The sequence below is a fragment of the Kitasatospora sp. NPDC058243 genome, assembly GCF_042882025.1.
Lineage (GTDB): Bacteria > Actinomycetota > Actinomycetes > Streptomycetales > Streptomycetaceae > Kitasatospora.
The window spans coordinates 40061-62409 of sequence record NZ_JBHVWW010000042.1 but is presented as its reverse complement, the minus strand read 5'-3'; the positions used below and the strand labels follow the sequence as shown (position 1 = coordinate 62409).

Here is a 22349-nt window from a genome sequence, read left to right as displayed (position 1 = left end):
GTGTTCTGTGCCCTTTTTCCGGGCATGCGTGGGCCCCGTGGGACCCGTGGTGCAGCAAGGCCCGCCAGGGGGCCGGGTGCCGGCGCCTCCTAGGGCGCGGCGGCGGCGACGGGCACGCAGGTGCCGTCCGCCTCGGGGACGGGCCGTTCGGCGCGGAGTTCCGCGATGGCGGCCTCGAAGTCTTCCAGTCCGTCGTACGCCTGGTACACGCTGGCGAAGCGCAGGAAGGCGACCACGTCGAGTTCCTTGAGCGGGCCGAGTATGGCCAGCCCGACGTCGTGGGTGGTCAGCTCGGCGTTGCCGGTGGCGCGCACGCACTCCTCGACCCGCTGGCCGAGCTGGGCGAGGGCGTCCTCGGTGACCGGGCGGCCCTGACAGGCCTTGCGGACGCCGGTGATGACCTTCTCCCGGGAGAAGGGCTCGGTGACCCCGCTGCGCTTGATGACCATCAGTGCGGCCGTCTCCACGGTGGTGAAGCGGCGGCCGCAGTCCGGGCACTGCCGACGACGGCGGATCGAGCTGCCGTCCTCATTGGTCCGGCTGTCGACAACACGGCTGTCGGAGTGCCGGCAGAAGGGGCAGTGCACCTGAGGATCCCTCCCTGGCAGGACGTGCGGACCTGTTGAGTCTATGCGATGCGACCCCGGCCTCGGCAAGCTGATCATGCGCCGTAACCACTAGTACTGGGCACGGAGAGGACTGTAACCACTAGATGTAGGTCTCCGGGGGAAGCGACACCCCTGGCGTGTCGGCACCGATTAGACTGCCGAAGTCGAGATCCGATCGAACATTTACTCGATGCACAGTCTCGATGTACAGCAAAGCCTTGATCGAGTCAGCCAACTCTCGAATAATTCACTCGAACGTGTGTTTGGCGCAACCTTTCGATAGGAGGGGCGTTGGGCTGGAAAAGGGGAGAGGACAGCCGTCGAGAGGGGCCGCCGTGAACACCATCGAAAGCAACACCATCCCGGTGCAGGAACACTCCCAGTTCAAGGTGGGGCAGCGCACCACGAATCAGCAGAGCGTGGACATCAGCATGGACCGTAGCGAAGACCAGCGCCTCTCCGGCCCGGCCCTTTCCAGCACGGGCCGCGTTCCCGACCAGCCGATCGAACACTCCCCCGCGATCGACGACGCCCACCAGGCGCCCACCCGCGCGCTGCCCGGCCGCCCCCCCGGCATCCGCACCGACGAGGCCGGTCTCACCGAACGCCAGCGCCGCGTGATCGAGGTCATCCGGGACTCCGTCCAGCGCCGCGGCTACCCGCCGTCCATGCGCGAGATCGGCCAGGCCGTCGGCCTGTCCAGCACCTCCTCGGTCGCCCACCAGCTGATGGCCCTGGAACGCAAGGGCTTCCTGCGCCGCGACCCGCACCGCCCGCGCGCCTACGAGGTCCGCGGCGTCGAGGTGGCCCGCCCGAACACCGCCGAGACGGCCGGCCGGCCGTCCACCTCGTACGTGCCGCTGGTCGGCCGGATCGCCGCCGGCGGCCCGATCCTGGCCGAGCAGACGGTCGAGGACGTCTTCCCGCTGCCCCGCCAGCTGGTCGGCGAGGGCGAGCTGTTCGCGCTCACCGTGCGCGGCGACTCGATGATCGAGGCGGCCATCTGCGACGGCGACTGGGTCACCGTGCGCCGCCAGCCGGTCGCCGAGAACGGCGACATCGTGGCCGCGATGATCGACGGCGAGGCCACGGTCAAGCGGCTCAAGCGAGAGGACGGCCGGATCTGGCTGATGCCGCACAACCCGGCGTACGAGCCGATCAACGGCGACAACGCGACCATCCTGGGCAAGGTCGTCGCGGTCCTGCGCCGCCTCTGACGCCTCGCGCGCACCCAGCGGGAAGGGGCTCCACCGCGTGGTCGCGGGGAGCCCCTCCGGCGTCTCCGGGGGCTTCCGGGCCCCGCCTCGGCCCCCAGGGGGGCTGGACGGAGCCCCGGATCACCGCACCGCTCAGCCCCGCTTCACCACCGGCTTGACCGGCGGCGCCGAGGCGTCGATCGCCGCCAGCGAGCGGCGCACCTGGTTGCGGTCCGTGGTGTACCAGAACTCCGGCATCGAGGAGCGGAAGAAGCTCCCGTACCGCTTGGTCTCCACCCGCGGGTCGAGCACCGCGACCACGCCCCGGTCCTCGGCCGCGCGCACCAGCCGGCCGGCGCCCTGCGCCATCAGCAGCGCCGCGTGCGTCGCCGCGACGGCCATGAAGCCGTTCCCGCCGCGCTGTTCGACGTCCTTCTGGCGGGCGCTCATCAGCGGGTCGTCCGGCCGGGGGAACGGGATGCGGTCCATCACGACCAGCTGGCAGGCCGAGCCGGGCACGTCCACGCCCTGCCAGAGCGAGAGCGTGCCGAACAGGCAGGTGGACGCGTCCGAGGCGAACTCCCGGATCAACTCGCCCAGGGTGTCCTCCCCCTGGAGCAGGATCCGGTTGTCCAGCCGCTCCCGCAGCGCCTCGGCGGCCGTCTGGGCGCCGCGCATCGAGGAGAACAGGCCCAGCGTGCGCCCGCCGGCCGCGCCGATCAGCTCCGCCAACTCGTCCAGCATGTCGGGCCGTTCGGGATCTCGGCCGGGATCGGCGAGGTGCCGGGCGACGTACAGGATGCCCTGCTTGGGGTACTTGAACGGCGAGCCGACGTCGATGCCGCGCCAGTGCGGCACCGCGTCCTCGCCGAACCCGGAACCGGAACCGGAACCGGACCCGGACCCGGACCCGGCCGAAGGATTGTCCCCGGGGGTGCGCTGGTCCGGCAGCCGGGAGTCCGAGGGCAGGCCGACGGAGGCGGCGACGCCGTTGAAGTCCCCGCCGAGCTTGAGGGTGGCCGAGGTGAGCACCACCGAGCGCTCCTTGTAGAGGCCCTCGCGCAGCAGCCCGGAGACGCTGAGCGGCGCGACCCGCAGCGAGCCGGTGCCCATGCCGAAGCGGTCGCTGCGCTCGATCCAGACCACGTCGTACTCGGAGTCCTCCAGCAGCCGCTCGGCGGTCTCGTGCAGCGACTCGGCGGAGGCCATCGCCTGCTTGCGGACGGCGTCCTCGTCGCTGAGCCCCTTGTCGCGGGTCTCGCCGAGCGAGCTGATCACCTGGCGGGCGGCGTCCCGGATCGAGGTGACCGCGTACGCCAGGTACTCGGGCAGTTCCTCGACCCGGCCGGGCTGGGCGGTCTCCATCAGGCCGTGGTAGTTCTCGGCGGCGGCCTGCAAGGCGTCCACGGCCTTCTCGTTGGCGAGCCGGGCGGCGCGCTTGACCGCCCGGTTGACCGCGCCGACGGTCAGCTCGGCGGTGGCCGCGCCGGTGACCCGGTTGACCAGTTCGTGCGCCTCGTCGACGATCAGCAGCCCGTGCTCGGGCAGCACCGGCGCGCCCTCGATCGCGTCGATCGCGAGCATCGCGTGGTTGGTGACCACGACGTCGGCCAGTTTGGCCCGCTCCCGGGCCTTCTCGGCGAAGCACTCCTGCCCGTACGCGCAGCGGGTGGCGCCCAGGCACTCCTTGGAGGTGACCGCCAGCTGGGCCCAGGCCTTGTCGGAGACGCCGGGGCTGAGGTCGTCCCGGTCCCCGGTGTCGCTCTCGTCGGCCCACTCGCGCAGCCGCAGCACGTCCTGCCCGAGCTTGCTGGCGGGCCCGCCGAGCGCCTCGGCCGCGTCGAACAGGCCCTCGCCCTCGTCGCTCGGGGTGCCCTCGTTGGCCCGGTGCAGGCACAGGTAGTTGGAGCGGCCCTTGAGCATCGCGAACAGCGGGCGGCGGCGCAGCACCGGGTGCAGCGCCTCGACCGTGCGCGGCAAGTCCCGTTCGACGAGCTGGCGTTGCAGCGCCAGGGTGGCGGTGGCGACCACCACGCGGTCCCCGTGGGCGAGCGCGGGCACCAGGTAGGCGAGGGACTTCCCGGTGCCGGTGCCGGCCTGGACGAGCAGGTGCTCGGCGTTGTCGACGGCGTCGGCGACGGCCTCGGCCATCCGGAGCTGACCGGGGCGCTCGACGCCGCCGACGGCCGCCACCGCGGCGTGCAGCAGGTCGGGGATGCGGGAGCGCGGAACGGCGACGGCTTCCTCGACGTCGGCGGCGGCGCCGCCGTCCTCGCCAGGGAGCTCGGTCTCGCCGGGGAGCTGGGTTTCGGAGTCGTTCGTCATGACCCTCCCAGCCTACGGGGCTGGGGTGACAATCCGGCTCCGTCGCCCGGGAAGATCCGCCTCCAGGGTCACCAGGGCGTTGGGGACGGTCCCGTACCGGGCGGCGTGCGGGCGGTGCGGGCGGTCCTGGTAGCCGTCGAGCAGCAGCCGGTTGCGGTTGAGGCAGAGCCGGTCGATCCGCGGCCGGAACAGGTCGAACAACTCGAAGCGCTCGCCCAGGCCGGGGAAGCGGTCCTGGTAGCGGCGGATCTCGGCCCGCAGCAGGGCCCAGAACTCGGCCTCGGGCAGCCCGGTCTGCGCCTCCAGCAGCGGGGCGAGGTAGCGCAGGACGCCGATGAACAGCCCGGAGTGGAGGAACTGGCAGAGCCCCTGCGGGCCGTCCCGCAGCAGGACGTCGTCGACCTCGGCGGGCAGGTCGCGCAGTTCGGGCAGGTCCTGGTCGCTGAGGTTGACGTCGTCGACGAAGTCCTTGACCGCGAGCCGGGTCGGCGCGTCGTGCTCGTCGAAGACGACGATGGCGTTCTCGCCGTGCGGGGAGAAGACCAGCCCGTACCGGTAGAGGAAGTGCAGCAGCGGCGGCAGCACGGCGCCGAACAGCCGGCCGGTCCAGGCGGCGGGGGTGAGCCCGGAGCGGGCGATCAGTTCGGCGGCGAGCGCCCGGCCGTCGGAGCCGGTCTGCAGCAGGGCGGCCAGGGTGCGGGCGCGTTCGCCGCCGGCCAGGAAGGGGCCGAGCGGTTCGCGCCAGATCGCGCCGAGGAGTTCCTTGTACTGGTAGGGCGCCTCGGGCAGCTCGCGGTAGAGCGGGTGGTCGACGGTGACGGAGGCGATCTCGCCGAGCAGGATCACCCGGCACTCGTCGCGCAGGTAGGGGTCGGCGTCGCGCAGGCCGTGGATCCAGGCGGTGACGGCGGGCGCGGCGAGGGTGCGTTCGGTGGGCAGACCGCGCCAGACCAGGGTGTTGAGGACGGACAGCGGCAGTTTGACGGTGCAGCGCTCGGGGTGGGCGGTGTTGAAGAAGGAGCGGATGGACTGCTGGGGCAGCCGTGGGTCGCCGTCGGAGGGCAGCGGGACGATCTCGCCGGAGGCGATCCAGGGCGCGAACAGCGGGACGATCGTCTCGTCCCACTGCCAGGGGTGGACGGGCAGCAGCAGGTAGTCGGCGGCGGCCGGGCCGAGGGCGGCGCGCAGCGCGTCCGGGTCGTCGAGTTCGCGGGCGTACAGCTGCTCGGGCCGCTCCAGGCCGGGCACGCCGCGGTACTCGGCGAGCCGGCGGTGGACGGCGATCCAGGGCAGCGGGCGCGGGGTGCGGGCCTCCGGGGCCCAGCGGGCGGCGTCGGTGGCGGAGAAGCCGATCCGGCCCTTGTTGGGGACGATCCAGGGGTGGCCGTCCTGGCGGCCCTCCAGGGCGGGGTGGTCGAGGTCGGCGAGTTCGGCGGCGGTGAGCGCGGTGGCGAGCTGGTGCGCGTCGGCGGTCAGGGTGGCGGTGAGTTCGCGGATCAGGTGGCCGGTGGTCTCGCCGCGCAGGCCGAGGGCGTGCCGGGCGTGCGGGAGGAAGCGCAGCGGGTCGAGGCCGTCCGGGTCGGAGCAGCGGACCGACTCCGGGTCGACCCGCCAGCTTCCGTACGCGCCGCGGCGGGCGGTGAAGCGGTACTCGGCCTCGGGCAGCCAGAGCAGGTACTCGCCGTCGGAGGCGGCGCGGACGGGGGTGAGCAGTTCCTCGTAGGCGAACTCGCCGAGCATCTTGGCCAGCAGGGCGCGCCCGGCCCGCCGCCAGTGCCCGGCGGTCAGGTGCGGGGGCAGGTACAACGGCGGTTCAGCGGCCGACGGTTGCGGCACGGGTCAGCTCCTGGGGACGGGGGATGGCGGGGGTGCTCTCGGTGGGGGTGCCCTCGGCAACAGCCGCGGCGGCGCCCGCGGCAGCGCCCGCAGCGGCGGGGGCGGTCCCGGGCGGCGCGAAGCCGGTCCAGGCGGTGCGGGCGGGCAGCCGGTGGACGGTCCGGCCGGTGACGGCGTTGAGGATGACGGCGGCCCGGTGGGCGCCGAGCCCCAGGTCGGGGGCGCCGACGCCGTGGGTGTGCAGTTCGGCGTTCTGGACGTAGAGGCCGCCGGTGAGTTCGGGCCGGGTGGCGACCCGGTGGTCGAGGTCGACCCGGTAGCGCCCGTCCCCGTCCCAGTCGATCAGCCGGGCGAGTGGTTCGAGCGCGGTCGGCCGGGCGGCCCGGTAGCCGGTGGCGAGCACCACGGCGTCGGTGCGCAGGACGTGTTCGACGCCGGAGTCGCCGTGCCGGCAGTGCAGTTCGAGGCCGCCGCAGGGGCCGGGGCGGGCTTCGGTGACGGCGGTGCCGGGGGTGATGTCGACCGGGGCGGTGTCGATCGGGCGGCCGATGGTGCGTTCGTAGAGGTGGTCGTGGATCTCGGCGAGGGTTTCGGCGCTGGCGGCCTTGTGCAGTTGCCACTGGGCGGCGACCAGCGCGTCCCGGACGGGTTCGGGCAGGCTGTGGAAGTAGTGGGTGTAGTCGGGGGTGAAGTGCTCCAGGCCGAGCTTGGAGTACTCCATCGGCGCGAGCGCCCTGGTCCGGGTGAGCCAGCGCAGCCGGACGCCGTCGCCGTCGTGGCGCCGGAGCAGGTCGAGGAAGACCTCGGCGCCGGACTGCCCGCTGCCGACCACGGTGATGTCCCGGGCGCCGGCGAGGTCGCCGCGGCGGTCCAGGTAGTCGGCGGAGTGGAAGGCGCGCGGGTGGCCGTCGAGGGCGGTGAAGGCCGCGGGCAGGACGGGCCGGGTGCCGACGCCGAGGGCGAGGTTGCGGGCGTGCACCTCGGTCCGCCGCCCGGTCGCGGTGTCGGTCAGCTCGGCCCGGAAGTGCGGGGCTTCCCAGTGCAGGGCGGTGACCTCGGTGCCGAAGCGGCAGTTGGCGAGCCGTTCGGCGGCCCACCGGCAGTAGTGGTCGTACTCGCGGCGGGGCAGTTGGAAGCGCTCGGCGAAGTAGAACGGGAAGAGCCGGTCCTGGTCGCGCAGGTAGTTGAGGAAGGACCAGGGGTTGGTCGGGTCGACGAGGGAGACCAGGTCGGCGAGGAACGGCACCTGCATCCGGGCCCCGTCCACCAGCATGCCGGGGTGCCAGCGGAACTCCGGGCGCTGGTCGCAGAAGAGCGTGCGCAGGCCGGGGACGGGCGCGGCGAGCGCGGCGAGCGAGAGGTTGAAGGGGCCGATGCCGACGCCGAGCAGGTCGTACGGCGGCTGGGGTGCTGGGGTGTCCACGGGGGTGTCCTAGGCGACGAAGGGGACGCGGGCACGGACCATCAGGGCGGCGCGCTTGTCGGGCAGGTCGAGTTCGGTGTCCAGCCGGAATCCGGCCTGTTCGAAGGCCCGGACGGAGCGCCGGTTGCGGACGTCCGGTTCGGCGACGACCCGTTCGCAGCGGGGCCGTTGCCGCAGGATCCGCTCGGCGAGGGCGGCCAGCAGGACGGCGCCGAGGCCCCGGCCGCGGCTCTCGGCGGGGCCGATCAGGAGGTGGACGCCGGTGTCGTGCGGCCGGGCCGGGTAGTGCCGGGCGAGCGGGTCGAGGTCGGCGCGGTAGACCTCCCAGTAGCTCGTCGCGGCGCCGTCGAGCAGGCCGAGGCAGGGCACGCTGCGGCCGTCGCCGTCGAGTTGGGCCCGGAGGTGCCGTTCGGTGGCGTCGGGCGGCCCGGCGAGCCGCCAGAACGCGGCGATCTCGGGGTCGTTCATCCACCCGGCGAGCAGGTCCAGGTCGGTGGGCAGTCGGACCGGGCTGAGCCGGAACTCGCCGGCCGGGGTGGGGATCGCGCCCCATCCCGGCGGGTCGTCGAGCAGGCTCATGCGCCCGCCAGCGGGTTGGGGATGTCCACGTAGACGGACTGGGTGGCGACCGGGCCGACCAGTTCGTCCAGGCCGTTGATCCGGGTGAGCAGGTTGGCCTTGCAGGGCAGGGTGGGCGCGTCGAGCAGCAGCCCGGGCAGCGCCGAGCCGGTGGCGGCGGCCCGCGGGCCGGCCAGGAAGCGGCGCAGCCCGGCCAGCAGCACGGTCTCGTCGGCGAGCCCCTGGCTGCCGAAGGCGCCGACCAGGCCGAGGACGTGGTTGATGCCGAGGTAGTAGGCGAAGTGGTGGTCGATCACCTCGTCGGGCAGGAAGGTGTCGCTGTGCTCGCCGAGCCCGGGCAGCCGCGCGGTGAGCCGGTCGGCGGCGCTCTCCCGGTAGTAGTAGCCCTGGTTGTCGCGGTAGCGGCCGCCGCTGGGCCAGCCGTCGGCGTCGAGCAGGACGAGGCTGTTCTGCTGGTGCGCCTCCAGGGCGATGCCGGCCGTGCCGTCCAGCCAGAGGACGGGCAGTACGACGGCGTCCAGGTAGCGCAGGAACCATTCGGCGGCGACGGTCCGCAGCGGGCGGCCGCAGCGGACGGCGAGCGCCCGCAGGGTGTCGCCGAGCCGGGACGGCACGGTGTCGCCGGTGCCGAGCGGCTGTTCGGCGACCAGCCCGGCGACGCACAGCGCGCGGTCGGCGGGGGCGAAGGGCTGGGCGCGCAGCACGGTGTCCAGGCCGCCCGGGTCGCCGAGGGCGGGGTGGTCGACGCCGATCCAGGCCGGGTCGCGGACGATGTCGAAGCCGGGGTGGGCACGGTGCCATTCGGCGGCCAGGCCGCTCTCCAGCAGCCGGTGCACCTCCAGGCCGCGGTGGAGTTCCTTGCGCAGGTTCTCCCGGCGGGAGTTGGTGATCCGCAGGCCGAGCGAGAGCTTGAGCATCCAGGGGGTGCCGGGGCGGTAGACGGTGCGCACCGAGGAGGTGGGGTACCAGGGTTCGCCGGCCGGGCCGAGGTCGTGCAGCAGCCCGTCGGCGAGCAGGGCGGCGACGGCCGGGCGGTGGGCGAGTTCGCGGGCCTGCCAGGGGTGCAGCGGCAGGGCGGCGGTGCCGGGCGGCAGGGCGGCGTGGTCGCCGAGCAGGTCCGCGGTGATCCGGTCGGCGCTGTCGGTGAGGGCGGAGCCGGCGGCGAGCAGGTCGCGGTGGACCGCGTACCAGTGGAGTTGGAAGGAGCCGTGCAGTTCGGGCGAGTAGGCGGCGCTCTGGGCCGGGCCGAGGCCGTCGCGGCTCTTCGGGGTGGGGTGCAGCGGGTGGCCGAGCAGCAGGGACTGTTCGGCGGCGAGGAAGTGCGAGCGTTCCGGGCCGCCGGCGGGGGCGGCGGTGCGGCGGTGGGCGAGGATGTCGGCGGTGCGGACGACCGAGTCGGCGACCCGGGCGGCGAGGTCGGCGACCTGCCCGGGGTCGGGGCGGTCGGCGGCCGCGGCGGCGAGCAGCGCGGCGGTGGTGACGGCGTCCACGGGGGCGTCGGCGGTGCCCTCCCCGGCGGAGAGGACGGCGGGGCCGAACCGGTGCCAGCCGCCGGGCGACCAGTAGCGGACGGGGGCGGAGAGCCGGGCGGCGCCGCCGAGGACGGCGATCCGCAGCCGGCCGTCGGGGCCGGGGCGGGCGCCGGTCTCGCGCGTCCAGCAGCGCAGCAGGGCTTCCAGGGCGGCCTGTTCGGCGGCGACGGCGGGGTCCGGGTGCAGCAGCGGATCGGGCTCGGCCGGCCGGTCCGCGTGCAGCAGCGGGGCGGGCGGGGCTCCGGTGAGGGCGGTGCTCAAGGCTGCTCCTTGGGGCGCGTGGGGGTGCGGACGCGCGCGGGTGGTGGAGAGGATCGGCGGGCGCTCGCACCGTCGCGTCAGGTAAGGGTTACCTATCCCTGACGGGTGATCACAAGGTCGGCTCACTCGTCCGGGTGAAGATCGGGGATTGTCCGCGTCCGGCGCGCGGGGCCCTGCTGGGTCGGCGGGCCGATCGTGGCCACGTCACGGATCGGTGACCTCCGGTCAGGGCCGCAACCCGGGGGGCGGCCGCCGCCGTCCTGGTGACCGGTGGAAGACTCCACAGCGGCGAGTCGCCGCACGACAGCCCGATCGAGCACAGGGGGAAGCGCACACATGCCATCGATCCACCGGTCAGCCATGGCCGTCGCCCTCGTCACGGGGACGCTGCTCGCGGCGAGCGCCTGCGGGCCGGACGGTCCGGCGGGCGACGGGGGCGGCAGCGCCGCGCCGCCGCCCGCGTCCAGCACCGCCGCCCCGGGGAGCGGCGTGATCGGCGGGATCACCCTCCCGTCGGGCATCCCGACCAGCCTGCTGGAGGGCCTGCCGAAGTCCTGGGACGACCTGAAGAAGTGGAAGTTCGAGGACTGGGACTCGTGGGCGTCCAAGCACGTCTTCAACAACCCGGTGGTGAAGGACTTCTGGAACCCGGACAAGATGGGCGACTCCAAGCCCGCCGATCCGGCCCCGCCCACCGCCAAGCCGGCCGCCGACAACGGCGTGACGGACCCGGACCCGCCGGTGGTCAAGGCCGTGCCGGTGCCCCGCCCGTACACCAAGCAGCCGTCCGGGAAGGTGTTCTTCAGCGCCCAGGGCGGCCGGGGCAACTGCTCGGCGACGGTGATCACCGACCCGCAGCACCCCGGCAAGAGCAATCTGGTCTGGACGGCCGGCCACTGCGTGCACGCGGGCAAGGGCGGCGACTTCTTCAAGGACCTGGTCTTCGTGCCCGCCTACAACAACTCGGGCGCCTCCAGCGGCGGCAAGAAGGCCCCGCTGTCCGAACTGGCCCCGCTGGGCACCTGGTGGGCCGACCTGGTCACCACCTCGCCGCAGTGGATGGTCGAGGGCGGCGGCACCGGTGACGCCGCGAACCAGTACGACTTCGCCGTCATGCGGGTGCACAACCAGAACGACTCCGGCAAGTCGCTGGAGGAGACGGTCGGTTCGGCCGTCCCGGTCTGGTTCGACGCCCCGCGCGACAAGATGTCCGTCGCGGCGGTCGGCTACCCGCTCTACAAGCCGTTCGACGGCCAGGAGCTGTACAAGTGCGACGGCGGCAAGCCGACCCGGCTGTCGTTCGACGCCAAGCGCCCGTCGATGCTCACCATCGGCTGCAACATGACCCAGGGCTCCAGCGGCGGCGGCTGGTTCGCCACCATGCCGGACGGGAAGACCGCCCTGGTCAGCAACACGTCCATCGGCACCGAGGACCACACCTCGCTGAGCGGCCCGTACCTGGAGACGGTCGCCAAGCAGGCGCTGGACTGGATCTCCAAGAAGCCGTAGGCCCTTTCCGGTCGGACCGGACCAAGCCGTACGGGCGGCGGAGGCCGCCCCCGGGGGACGATGCAGCATGCCGAAGCACACCGGCCGCGGACCGCGGCGCCGATCCGGACCGACCGGCGCCGCGGTGCTCGCCGTGCTCGCGCTCGCCGCGACCGCCTGCGGGCCGGACGACTCCGGCGCCACGGCGGCCGCACCGCCGCCCGCCCTCCCCACGTCGGCCCCCACCAGCCTGGGCGACCTGACGGGCTGGAAGGTGGAGGACTGGGCCCGGTTCGTCTCCGGCAGCGGCTTCGCCAACGAGGTGGCCCCGGGCTTCTGGTCGACCACCCGGATGGCCGCCGCCAAGGGGCGGGCCACCCCGGAGTACCCGCTCACCGCCGCACCGGACGACGGCCGGCCGGACGCCCCGCCCGCGGCCGTCGCGGCCACGCCGCAGCCGCACCCGTACGGCCCGGCCACCGCCGTGGTCGGACGGCTCTTCGTCACCACGCCCCAGGGCGACGCGGCCTGCTCCGCGACGGTGGTCTCCGACCCGGCCAACCCGGGCCGCAGCAACCTCGTCTACACCGCCGCGCACTGCCTGCACGACGGCAAGGGCGGCGGCTGGCTGCGGAACATCACCTTCGTGCCCGGTTTCAACCGGGACGGCCAGGCGGCCCGCGGCAAACCGCTCACCGAGCAGCAGGCCGCCCCGTACGGCCGGTGGGCGGCGGTGCGCGCGCTGGTGTCGCCGACCTGGCTCGGGGAGGGCGGCGTCGGCGCCCACCACCAGTACGACTACGGGATCATCCGGGTGCGCGGCGAGGGCGGCTCCGGCGCGTCGCTGGAGGAGGCGGTCGGCGGCTCGGTCCCGGTCTGGTTCAACGCCCCGCGCGAGCAGATCGGCTCGGCGGCCGCCTACGGCTACCCGACCGATCGGCCGTTCGACGGCCTGGAGCTCTCCCGCTGCGAGCCCCCGGTCCCGCCGGCCAGGCTCTCCCCCGACCGGAGCCGCCCGCCGATGTACGTCACCGGCTGCACCGTGACCGGCGGCTCCAGCGGCGGCGGCTGGTTCATCACCAAGGACGGCAAGCCCAACCTGATCAGCGTCACCGCGATCGGCAGCCGCAACCCGCCCGGGTACCTGGCCGGCCCCTCGCTGCAGGACCAGGCGAAGCAGGCCTTCGACTACTTCGCCAAGAACGTGAAGTAGCCCGCACGCCCACACCCACACGCCCACAGGCCCACACGCCCACAGGCCCGCAGGCCCGGACGAGCCCCCGGGCGGACCCCGGAACGGACGCCCCGGTACCCCGGACGGGCACGCGAAGGGCCCCCGGACGCTCGCGCGATGCCCAGCGGCATCACGGTCACGTCCGGGGGCCCTTCGTCGGCCCGACGCCTCAGACCTGCAGCGCCACCGCGTAGCGCTCCAGCTCGGCGGCCAGCTCGGCCGGCACCTTGGCGTGCAGCAGCGTGCCCTCGCCGGTGTGCTCGGTGCCGAGCAGCTCGCCCTCGGCGTGCACCCGGGAGACCAGCCCGCCCTGGGTGTAGGGCACCAGGGCCCGCACCTCGATCGCCGGGCGCGGCAGCTCGTCGTCGATGAGCTTCAGCAGCTCCTCGATGCCCTCGCCGCTGCGGGCCGACACCACGATGGCGTGCGGCTCGCGGCGCAGCAGTCGCTGCAGCACGTGCGGGTCGGCGGCGTCCGCCTTGTTGATCACCACGATCTCCGGCACGTTCTGCGCGTCGACCGAGACGATGACCTCGCGGACGGCGGCCAGCTGCGTCTCCGGCTCGGGGTGCGAGCCGTCGACCACGTGCAGGATGAGGTCCGCGTCGGCGACCTCCTCCATGGTCGAGCGGAAGGCCTCGACCAGGTGGTGCGGCAGGTGCCGGACGAAGCCGACGGTGTCGGCCAGGGTGTAGAGCCGCCCGCTCGGGGTCTGGGCCCGGCGCACGGTCGGGTCCAGGGTGGCGAACAGGGAGTTCTCCACCAGGACGCCCGCCCCGGTGAGCCGGTTGAGCAGGGACGACTTGCCGGCGTTGGTGTACCCGGCGATGGCCACCGACGGCACCTGGTGGCGCTTGCGCTCCTGGCGCTTGGTGTCGCGGCCCTTCTTCATCTCGGCGATCTCGCGGCGCAGCTTCGCCATCTTCTCGCGGATCCGGCGCCGGTCGGTCTCGATCTTGGTCTCACCGGGACCACGGGTGGCCATGCCGCCGCCGGACGAGCCGGCGCCGCCACCACCCATCTGCCGGGACAGCGACTGACCCCAGCCGCGCAGGCGCGGCAGCATGTACTGCATCTGCGCGAGCGAGACCTGCGCCTTGCCCTCCCGGGACTTGGCGTGCTGGGCGAAGATGTCCAGGATCAGGGCCGTCCGGTCGACGACCTTGACCTTGACCACGTCCTCCAGGTGGATCAGCTGGCCGGGGGTGAGCTCACCGTCGCAGACCACGGTGTCGGCGCCGGTGGCCGCGACGATGTCGCGCAGTTCCTTCGCCTTGCCGGAGCCGATGTAGGTGGCCGCGTCGGGCTTGTCGCGGCGCTGGATGACGCCGTCCAGCACCTGGGAGCCGGCCGTCTCGGCGAGGGCGGCGAGCTCGGCCATCGAGTTCTCCGCCTCCTCCAGGGTGCCGTCCGTCCAGACGCCGACGAGCACCACGCGCTCCAGGCGGAGCTGGCGGTACTCGACCTCGGTGACGTCTTCGAGTTCGGTGGAGAGGCCGGCGACACGGCGCAGGGCGGCACGCTCGCTGCGGTCGTACTGGTCGCCGTCGTAGTGGTGGTGGCCGTGGCCGCGGTCCTCGTCGATGGCCGCGAGGTCCTCGTCCATGAGGGCTTCCGCCCGCAGACCGTTCAGGCGGCGCGGGGCGTCGGCGTGGTCGCGGGTGTCGGACGTGGAGGTCATTCTGTCCTTTGGTCGCTGGTGCGGATGGCCTGTGGGGACCGCCTTGTGCGGTCCCACCCGGAGTCTGCCCAGCTGCCGCCCCGGTTACCGCCGGGCGAGGTGAGCTACCCCTCAGGTCCTCGGGTGCCGTCGGGGCTCCTGTGCCCTGAGAACGCCGTGGACCGGCCGTGAATTCCCCATGATGGTCCCACGCCCGGCGCGGACCGGTCATCCCCATTTTCCCCGGGGTGGCGGGCCCCGCCGGTGTCCGGGGCCTGCGGCCGGCTGACGTCGTACACCCCGGAGACCTTGAGCATGGCGCGCATCAGCGCGGGCAGCGCGGCCGGCTCGGGCAGTTCGACGGTGTAGGTGTGCCGGACCCGCAGCTCCTGCGGCGGTTCGACCTCGGCCGAGACGATGCCGACGTCCTCGGCGGAGATGGCCGCGGTGAGGTCGGCGAGCAGCCGGGGCCGGTTGAGCGCCTCGGCCCGCAGGGTGGCCCGGTGGCCGGCCGCCGGGGTGCCCTCCGGCCGCCAGCGGACCTCCAGCTCGGCGCGCCCGGCCGCGCGCATCCGCTCCCCGGCCGGGCAGCCGGTGCGGTGCACGGCGACGGCTCCGCCGCGGATCGGGTAGCCGGCCACCTCGTCCGGCGGCACGGGCGTGCAGCAGCGGGCCAGCCGGACCGGCGCCCCGGGCCGGCCGGCCACCGCGACCGGGGCCGGCCGGCGCTCGGTGGTGCGGTGCGCGGGCGGGGCGGGCTGGCCGCTGGAGGGGCCGGTGCGCACCGGCGGGAGCCGGGCCGGGTGGTCGGCGAGCCAGCGTTCGATGGCCAGCCGGGCGGCCGGCGTCCGGGCGTGCGCGAGCCACTCGGGCGCGGGCCCGGAGGGTTCGGCGGGGCGCGGCCCGTCCTCGGTGAGCACGGTCCCGGTGGGCACGGCCTCGGTGAGCACGGCGAGCAGGTCGCCGTCCTGCAGGACGGTGGAGAGCGCGGTGAGCCGGCCGTTGACCCGGGCCCCGATGCACCGGTGGCCGGTCTCCTCGCCGAGCAGGTAGGCGGCGTCCACGCAGGTGGCGCCGGCCCTCAGCTGAAGCGTTTCGCCGCTCTCCGTCACGACGGTGATCTCGCGGTCGCCGGCCAGGTCGGCGGTGAGCGCGGACCAGAAGGCGTCCGGGTCGGGCGTCTCCTGCTGCCACTCCAGCAGCCGGCTGAGCCAGCCGGGCCGGGCCGGGTCGGTGCGGTCGAGTTCGTCGGCGTCCTGGACGGCGCCGGCCGGCTCCGGGTCGCCGAGCGCGACCACCCCGGTCTCGGCGACCTCGTGCATCCGCCGGGTGCGCACCAGCACCTCGACGACCGTGCCGCCGCTGAGCGCCACCGCGGTGTGCAGCGACTGGTAGAGGTTGAACTTGGGGGCGGCGACGAAGTCCTTGAACTCGCCGGGCAGCGGCGTCCAGCAGGTGTGCAGCTCGCCGAGCACGGCGTAGCAGTCGGCGTTCTCCTCGACCACCACCAGCAGCCGCCCGAAGTCGGCGGGCTGCGGCCGCTGCGGCCGCCCGTCCGGGCCGGGCGCGGCGGCCCGCTTGAGCAGCACCCGGTGCAGCGACACGCAGTGCCGGGGCCGGACGGTGACCTCGGCGGCCACCCCGGTCTCGGACAGCTGGCGGGCCAGCAGCCGGGCGAAGGGGGCCAGCTGGGTGTCCGGCTCGCCCTCGTGACCGGCCATCAGGGCCCGGGTGCGGGCGTGCTCCTCGGGGTGCAGGGTGGCGAAGACGATGTCCTCCAGCTCCGCCTTGAGCACCTGGATGCCGAGCCGTTCGGCCAGTGGGATCAGCACGTCCCGGGTGACCTTGGCGATCCGCACCTGGCTGGCCGGCTTCATGTGCCGGATGGTGCGCATGTTGTGCAGCCGGTCGGCGAGCTTGATCACCATCACCCGGACGTCGTCGCCGGTGGCGACCAGCATCTTGCGGAAGGTCTCGGCCTCGGCGGCGGCGCCGAAGTCGACCTTCTCCAGTTTCGTCACCCCGTCGACCAGGTAGGCGACTTCGGGCCCGAAGCCGGCGCTCACCTGATCGAGCGTCAATTCGGTGTCCTCGACGGTGTCGTGGAGCAGCGAGGCGACCAAGGTGGTCGTCCCGGCGCCGAGTTGGGCCAGGATCATGGTGACGGCGAGCGGGTGGGTGATGTACGGCCCGCCGCTCTTGCGCTTCTGGCCCCGGTGGCTGGCCTCGGCGAGCCGGTAGGCCCGGGCGAGCAGGCCGAGGTCGGCCTGCGGATGGTGCTCGCGGTGGACTCGGACGAGCGGTTCGAGGGCGTCCGGGACGGGCGGCCGGCCGGTGGCCAGCAGGGCGGCCCGCCCGGCCCGGCCGAGCGCGGCCCGGCCGAGCTCCCCCAGGGGCCGCCTGGCCCCGGCTTGCCGTGCGGACGTCGGCTGCCCCGTCAGGGACTGCCCGGCTTCGATGGTCATCGGCGCACCTCCGGCAGCGATCACCGGCCGCCACCCCGCCGAGGGGCGCCTTCCCGGTGGTCCATGCTACCGAGCAGAGCACGTTCCGCGATGCCTTGCTTCCCGTCCGCGACACGCGTCACTCGAACGGGCGGATTCACCGGCACGCGAAATGGGCAAACCGGGCCGTCAGCTGCCCGAGCCGCGCCCCAGACGTGTCAGACACGCCCCAGTTCGGCCCACCAGCGGGCGTCGATCTCACCGGCGGCCACGATGACCGCCGGGCCGGTCTTCTCGATCCGGCCGTCCGGGTGCTCGGTGATGACCAGTCGGCCGCCCGGCACGTCCACGGTGTAGGTGGCCGGCTCGCCGGTGACCGCCGGGTCGACGCCGTCCCGGCGGATGGCGGCCACCGCGACGGCGCAGGTGCCGGTCCCGCAGGAACGGGTCTCGCCGGAGCCGCGCTCGTACACCCGCATGGCGACGTGCCGCGGCCCGCGGTCCACCACGAACTCGACGTTCACGCCCTCCGGGTAGGCCCCTTCGGGGCTGGTCAGCGGCGCGGACAGCAGGTCCCCGGCGTGGTCGAGGCTGTCCACGAAGGCCACCGCGTGCGGGTTGCCCATGTTGACGTTCAGCGCGGGCCAGCGCCGCGCGCCGACCGTGACCTCGACGCCGTCCGGCCCGGGCAGCCGGGCCCGGCCCATGTCGACGGTGACCTCGCCGGGCGTCCCGTCCCCGGCGTCCTCGGCGACCCGCACCGTCCGCACCCCGGCGCGGGTGGCGACCGCGAACTCGCCGGGCTCGGCCAGGCCGGCCTCGACCAGGTACCGGGCGAAGACCCGCACGCCGTTGCCGCACATCTCGGCGATGCTGCCGTCGGAGTTGCGGTAGTCCATGAACCACTCGGCCCGGTCGGCCTGGTCCGCGGCGGCCGGCTCGGCGGCGGAGCGCACCACGCGCAGCAGCCCGTCCCCGCCGATGCCGGCCCGCCGGTCGCACAGCGCGGCGACGGCCGCGGGGCCGATCTCCAGCACGCCGTCCGGGTCCGGGACGATGACGAAGTCGTTCTGGGTACCGTGCCCCTTGAAGAAGGGGACACCGACCGGCTGCGGGGAGGATGCGCTCACCCTCCCGATGGTACTGAACGGGCGCACCGGCCACCCGGGCGGTCCGACCGGTGGATCGGCGCGGGCAGCCGAGGGGCCGGCAGGGGCGGCCGACGGATCAGCGCAGGTAGGCGACCCGCCAGACGGCCAGCGCACAGGCCACCAGCGCGATCAGGGTGTACAGCGCGATCGCCTTCCAGCCGGCCCGCTGCCCGGAGCCGCGGCGCGGCAGGCCCGGCCACTTGTACCCGGCGTGCCGGGCGGCCATCGCCCCCCAGCCGACCGAGGCGGCGGTGAGCAGCAGCCCGAGCATGCCGACCATGGTGGCGCGCGCCCCGGCCGAGCCGAAGGCGAGCGGGAAGGCGAACATCAGCGAGCCGAGGATGCCCAGCAGGGCGATCGGCAGGGTCTGCCACCAGCGGAGCCGGCGCAGCGGTCGGATCTCCCGCTCGTGCACCGCGCCCGCCGGGGTGCGGGTGTCCAGGGCCGGCAGTGCGACCGCGTAGGAGGTGGGTGCCTCCAGGCCGGTCAGCACGGGGAGGTCACCCATCGTCGACTCGTCGGCCGGTGCGGTGACACTCCCGCTCTGGCCGGGTTCGGGGCCGGTACCCGTCGACACGCGGCCTCCCCTGACAGTTCGACACGAGCGGACTCGCGGTCGGGCACGGTCGGCCCGCGCGGCCGACCCCTACGCCTTCGATGATGGCATGTCCAGACGGGCGTTCCGGGCCTGACCGGCGTCGACGGGTGATCCGTGGCCATCACGTGATCGGGCCGTGACCGCCGGTTCGTCCTGCACGGCCACCTGCGCGCGCAGGTGCACCGCCGGATTGGCCGGAACCCGCCTACCCGGCCGGACGCTCCTGACGGTCGATCAGCTCCAGGGAGCGTTCCAGCAGCTCGACGGGGTCGGTGCCGGCCGGCCGGGACAGCCAGTGGATCCGGCCGTCGCGGCGGAACCAGGACTCCTGACGGCGGGCGAAGCGCTTGGTGGCCCGGACGGTCTCGGCCCGCGCCTCGTCCTCGGTGCACTCGCCGGCGAAGTGGTCCAGCACCTGCTGGTAGCCGAGCGCCCGGGAGGCCGTCCGCCCCTCCCGCAGCCCGAGCCGCTCCAGCGCGCGCACCTCGTCCAGCAGTCCGGCCCGCCACATCAGGTCGACCCGCAGCGTGATCCGCTCGTCCAGTTCGGGGCGCGGCAGCGCGACCCCGATCTGCACCGCGTCGTAGACGGCGGTGTTGCCGGGCAGGTTCGCGGTGAACGGCTGCCCGGTGATCTCGATGACCTCCAGCGCGCGGACGATCCGCCGCCCGTTGCCGATCAGGATCGCCTCCGCGGCCGCCGGGTCCAGCTCGGCCAGCCGCCGGTGCAGCGCGTGCGGGCCGGCCTCCTCCAGCTCGGCCTCCAGCCGGGCCCGGACCGCCGGGTCGGTGCCGGGGAACTCCATCTCGTCGATCGCCGCCCGGACGTACAGCCCGGAGCCGCCGACCAGGACGGGCGTGCGCCCGGCCGCGAGCAGCCGGTCGATCTCGGCCCGGGCCAGCCGCTGGTACTCGGCGACGCTGGCGGCCTCGGTGACGTCCCAGACGTCCAGCAGGTGGTGCGGCACGCCGCCGCGCTCGGCGGGGGTGAGCTTGGCGGTGCCGATGTCCATGCCCCGGTACAGCTGCATCGAGTCGGTGTTGATCACCTCGCCGCCGAGGCTGCGGGCGATGGCGACGGCCAGGTCGGACTTGCCGGCGGCGGTCGCGCCGACGATGCAGACCACTCGGGGCTGGGCGGCGCGGGACTGGACGGTACGGGAGCTGCTCACCGCTCCAGTCTCGCAAAACCGCCGCCGCACCGGTGACCGGGCTGCCCGTCGGCCCCGACTGCGCGACGATGTGACTGTGTCCGGCCGTCTCCGGCCATCTCCAGCCGTTTCCGCAGTTGAGCCGGTTTGCGAACGGTTCGGCGGTGACGGACGTTGGGCAGGAGACAGGGACGAAAGGGTGAGATCGCCATGGGTCTGATGGACAACCTCAAGGGCAAGGCCGAAGAGCTCAAGGGCAAGGCCAGTGAGCTCGCCGGCAAGCACAGCGAGCAGATCGAGCACGCGGTGGACAAGGCCGGCGGCGCGATCGACAAGGCGACCAAGGGCAAGTACAGCGAGAAGATCGAGCACGGCGCCAGCAAGGCCAAGGGCGCGGTGGGCGACTTCGCCCACAAGCCGAAGCCGGGCGAGGAGGGGCCGGCCGGCGGCAACGGCCAGGCGCCGCAGGCCTGACGCCCCGCGCTCCGATCAGCTCCAGGACGCCACGACGTAGCCGACCCCGTACGGGGCGTCCTGGTAGCCGAGCCGCGCGGTGAGGCCGGCGCCCTCCGCGGCGCCGGCCAGCACCTGCCAGGGCGCCCGGCCCTCGGCCTTGAGCTCGGCGGCCAGCCCGGCGTCCAGGGCGGCGAGCGCGGGCAGGTCGGCGGAGCCCAGGGCGGCGGCCAGGGCGGCGTCGAAGCCCTCGGCGCGCTCGTCCAGGTAACCGGGCGCCTTCACCGAGCGGCAGGCGCTGCCGTCGCCCACCACCAGCAGGCCGACCCGGTCGGCCAGCTGGGCCAGGCCCTGGCCGAGCCCGAGCATCCGGTCGGCGGGCGCGTCGGCGGGCACCGCGCAGGCGTGCGTCGGCAGCGTCACCCCGGCGCGCTCCAGCAGCCAGGCGCCGACCGTCAGAGACGGTGCCAGCTCCGGCCCCTCGACCCGGCCGCCGGGCAGCTTGGCGACCAGCGGCACCCCGTAGCGGTGGAAGGAGCCGGCCCCGCCCTCGGTCCACACCTCGGCCTCCGGCCCGGCGCCGACCACCACGACCAGTTGCGGCCCGGCCGCGACCAGTGCCGCCAGGGCCTCGTCGCAGGCGGCCCGCAGCGGGTCCAACTCGGCGGCCGCCCCGGCGGCGACCTCCGGGACGAGCAGCGGTGGACAGGGGCACACGGCGGCGGCTACCAGCATGCGGATCACTCTAGCCAAACGGCGACGGCGGCCCGGCCGGACTCGAAGTCCCGCCGGGCCGCCGTTCGAGCAGCGGGCCCCGTTCGAGGAGCGGGCCCCGTTCGAGAAGCAGGCCGTCAGTCGCCGCAGCAGGCCCCGCCCGCCGGAGCGGCCAGGGGCAGCGCGGCCGGGGCACCGATGCCCGGCAGGCCGAGCATCACCCCGGCCGGCTTGGCCGCGGGCTTGGCCTGGCGCTTCTCCCAGGCGTCGCCGGCCCGGGTGCGGCGCACCGCGAGCGACGGGCCCTCGGCGAGCAGGTGGTGCGGGGCGGCGTAGGTGATCTCGACGGTCACCACGTCGCCCGGGCGCACCGGCTCCGTCGGCCTGCTGAAGTGCACCAGCCGGTTGTCGGGGGCGCGGCCGGAGAGCCGGTCGGTCTTGTCGTCCTTCTTGCCCTCGCCCTCGGCGACCAGGATCTCCAGGACGCGGCCGACCTGCTTCTTGTTCTCCTCCCAGGAGATCTCCTCCTGGAGGGCGATCAGCCGGTCGTAGCGGGCCTGCACGACGGCCTTCGGCACCTGGTCCGCCATCTCGGCGGCCGGGGTGCCGGGGCGCTTGGAGTACTGGAAGGTGAAGGCGTTGGTGAAGCGGGCCTCGCGGACGGCGTGCATCGTCTGCTCGAAGTCCTCCTCGGTCTCGCCGGGGAAGCCCACGATGATGTCGGTGGAGATCGCCGCGTCCGGCATGGCCTCGCGGACCTTCCGGATGATCCCGAGGAAGCGCTCCTGGCGGTAGGAGCGGCGCATCGCCTTGAGGACGGTGTCGGAGCCGGACTGCAGCGGCATGTGCAGCTGGTGCATCACGTTCGGCGTCTCGGCCATCGCGGCGATCACGTCGTCGGTGAAGTCGCGCGGGTGCGGCGAGGTGAAGCGGATCCGCTCCAGGCCCTCGATCTGGCCGGCGGCGCGCAGCAGCTTGGAGAAGGCCTCGCGGTCGCCCAGGTCGGAGCCGTAGGCGTTGACGTTCTGGCCGAGCAGGGTCACCTCGATGACGCCCTCGTCCACCAGCGCCTCGATCTCGGCGAGGACGTCGCCGGGGCGGCGGTCCTCCTCCTTGCCGCGCAGCGCGGGGACGATGCAGAAGGTGCAGGTGTTGTTGCAGCCGACGGAGATGGCGACCCACGCGGCGTACGCGGACTCGCGGCGGGTCGGCAGGGTGGAGGGGAAGGTCTCCAGCGACTCCAGGATCTCGACCTGGGCCTTGCGCTCGACCGCGGCCCGCTCCAACAGCGCCGGCAGGTGGCCGATGTTGTGGGTGCCGAACACCACGTCGACCCAGGGGGCCTTGCGGACGATGGTGTCGCGGTCCTTCTGGGCGAGGCAGCCGCCGACGGCGATCTGCATGCCCTTGTGGCGGGTCTTGACCGGCGCCAGCTGCCCGAGGTTGCCGTACAGCTTGTTGTCGGCGTTCTCCCGCACCGCGCAGGTGTTGAACACGACCAGGTCCGGGTCGCCGTCCTGCCCGGCCTTGACGTAACCCGCGTCCTCCAGCAGGCCGGACAGCCGCTCGGAGTCGTGGACGTTCATCTGGCAGCCGTACGTGACGACCTTGTAGCTCTTCAATCCGCTCTCACCGCTCACCAGACCAGGGTACGGGCAGCCGCGAAGCGCTTTTCCCCCACCGTTTCCCCTCCCGTT

The 22349-nt window shown here is 74.1% G+C and carries 17 protein-coding genes; 4 read left to right on the top strand and 13 right to left on the bottom strand.

Annotated features, from left to right (window positions below; translation table 11 throughout):
• Positions 1-89 precede the first annotated feature (89 nt).
• Entirely contained in the window at positions 90-587 is a 498-nt protein-coding gene (gene nrdR / locus ACFVX9_RS25170) for a transcriptional regulator NrdR (RefSeq protein WP_063349343.1), read from the bottom strand.
• A 356-nt stretch (positions 588-943) separates the two neighbouring features.
• Between nrdR and lexA the strand changes: the two genes are divergently transcribed.
• A complete protein-coding gene (gene lexA / locus ACFVX9_RS25165; RefSeq protein ID WP_380336391.1) occupies positions 944-1825 on the top strand; it encodes a transcriptional repressor LexA in 882 nt (293 codons plus the stop codon).
• A gap of 132 nt (positions 1826-1957) precedes the next feature.
• On the opposite strand, the gene ACFVX9_RS25160 is transcribed toward lexA, so the two are convergent.
• Genes ACFVX9_RS25160 through ACFVX9_RS25140 form a run of 5 tightly spaced genes read right to left on the bottom strand, consistent with a single transcriptional unit; the run spans position 1958 to position 9760 of the window.
• On the bottom strand, positions 1958-4129 hold the full coding sequence (locus tag ACFVX9_RS25160) for an ATP-dependent DNA helicase (RefSeq protein ID WP_380378872.1): 2172 nt from the start codon (positions 4127-4129) through the stop codon (positions 1958-1960).
• 12 nt (positions 4130-4141) lie between these two features.
• Positions 4142-5965 (bottom strand): IucA/IucC family protein, encoded by a 1824-nt coding sequence (locus tag ACFVX9_RS25155; protein WP_380336397.1) that lies wholly within the window; start codon positions 5963-5965, stop codon positions 4142-4144.
• Positions 5943-7388: a lysine N(6)-hydroxylase/L-ornithine N(5)-oxygenase family protein gene (locus ACFVX9_RS25150; RefSeq protein WP_380480636.1), complete on the bottom strand. Its 1446-nt coding sequence runs from the start codon at positions 7386-7388 to the stop codon at positions 5943-5945. Before ACFVX9_RS25150 ends, ACFVX9_RS25155 begins: the two co-directional genes overlap by 23 nt.
• Positions 7389-7397: 9 nt before the next feature.
• Positions 7398-7967 (bottom strand): GNAT family N-acetyltransferase, encoded by a 570-nt coding sequence (locus ACFVX9_RS25145; protein ID WP_380378876.1) that lies wholly within the window; start codon positions 7965-7967, stop codon positions 7398-7400.
• Positions 7964-9760 carry an IucA/IucC family protein gene (locus ACFVX9_RS25140; RefSeq protein WP_380378877.1) on the bottom strand — a complete coding sequence of 599 codons (1797 nt, stop codon included), beginning with the start codon at positions 9758-9760 and terminating at the stop codon, positions 7964-7966. The genes ACFVX9_RS25145 and ACFVX9_RS25140 overlap by 4 nt, the downstream gene beginning before the upstream one ends.
• Positions 9761-10096: 336 nt before the next feature.
• Between ACFVX9_RS25140 and ACFVX9_RS25135 the strand changes: the two genes are divergently transcribed.
• Positions 10097-11269, top strand: a complete 1173-nt coding sequence (locus ACFVX9_RS25135; RefSeq protein WP_380378879.1) for a trypsin-like serine peptidase — start codon at positions 10097-10099, stop codon at positions 11267-11269.
• 67 nt (positions 11270-11336) lie between these two features.
• A complete protein-coding gene (locus ACFVX9_RS25130) occupies positions 11337-12461 on the top strand; it encodes a serine protease (RefSeq protein ID WP_063349339.1) in 1125 nt (374 codons plus the stop codon).
• Between the two features lie 190 nt (positions 12462-12651).
• Here ACFVX9_RS25130 and hflX read toward each other — a convergent pair whose 3' ends face one another.
• The 5 genes from hflX to miaA all read right to left on the bottom strand — a co-directional run bounded on the left by hflX (position 12652) and on the right by miaA (position 19506).
• Complete coding sequence (gene hflX, locus ACFVX9_RS25125) at positions 12652-14163, bottom strand: GTPase HflX (protein ID WP_363374353.1); 1512 nt, start codon at positions 14161-14163, stop codon at positions 12652-12654.
• A 104-nt stretch (positions 14164-14267) separates the two neighbouring features.
• Positions 14268-16607 (bottom strand): RelA/SpoT family protein, encoded by a 2340-nt coding sequence (locus ACFVX9_RS25120; protein ID WP_387983577.1) that lies wholly within the window; start codon positions 16605-16607, stop codon positions 14268-14270.
• 197 nt (positions 16608-16804) lie between these two features.
• Positions 16805-17716 carry a diaminopimelate epimerase gene (dapF, locus tag ACFVX9_RS25115; RefSeq protein ID WP_380425680.1) on the bottom strand — a complete coding sequence of 304 codons (912 nt, stop codon included), beginning with the start codon at positions 17714-17716 and terminating at the stop codon, positions 16805-16807.
• A 97-nt stretch (positions 17717-17813) separates the two neighbouring features.
• Entirely contained in the window at positions 17814-18314 is a 501-nt protein-coding gene (locus ACFVX9_RS25110; protein WP_363374361.1) for a hypothetical protein, read from the bottom strand.
• 226 nt (positions 18315-18540) lie between these two features.
• On the bottom strand, positions 18541-19506 hold the full coding sequence (miaA, locus tag ACFVX9_RS25105; protein ID WP_380480630.1) for a tRNA (adenosine(37)-N6)-dimethylallyltransferase MiaA: 966 nt from the start codon (positions 19504-19506) through the stop codon (positions 18541-18543).
• Positions 19507-19695: 189 nt separating this feature from the next.
• Between miaA and ACFVX9_RS25100 the strand changes: the two genes are divergently transcribed.
• Positions 19696-19959 carry an antitoxin gene (locus ACFVX9_RS25100; protein ID WP_063349333.1) on the top strand — a complete coding sequence of 88 codons (264 nt, stop codon included), beginning with the start codon at positions 19696-19698 and terminating at the stop codon, positions 19957-19959.
• A gap of 15 nt (positions 19960-19974) precedes the next feature.
• On the opposite strand, the gene ACFVX9_RS25095 is transcribed toward ACFVX9_RS25100, so the two are convergent.
• Positions 19975-20673: a class III extradiol dioxygenase subunit B-like domain-containing protein gene (locus tag ACFVX9_RS25095; RefSeq protein ID WP_063349332.1), complete on the bottom strand. Its 699-nt coding sequence runs from the start codon at positions 20671-20673 to the stop codon at positions 19975-19977.
• Between the two features lie 116 nt (positions 20674-20789).
• Positions 20790-22292 carry a tRNA (N6-isopentenyl adenosine(37)-C2)-methylthiotransferase MiaB gene (miaB, locus tag ACFVX9_RS25090; protein WP_380377600.1) on the bottom strand — a complete coding sequence of 501 codons (1503 nt, stop codon included), beginning with the start codon at positions 22290-22292 and terminating at the stop codon, positions 20790-20792.
• Between the last annotated feature and the right edge of the window lie 57 nt (positions 22293-22349).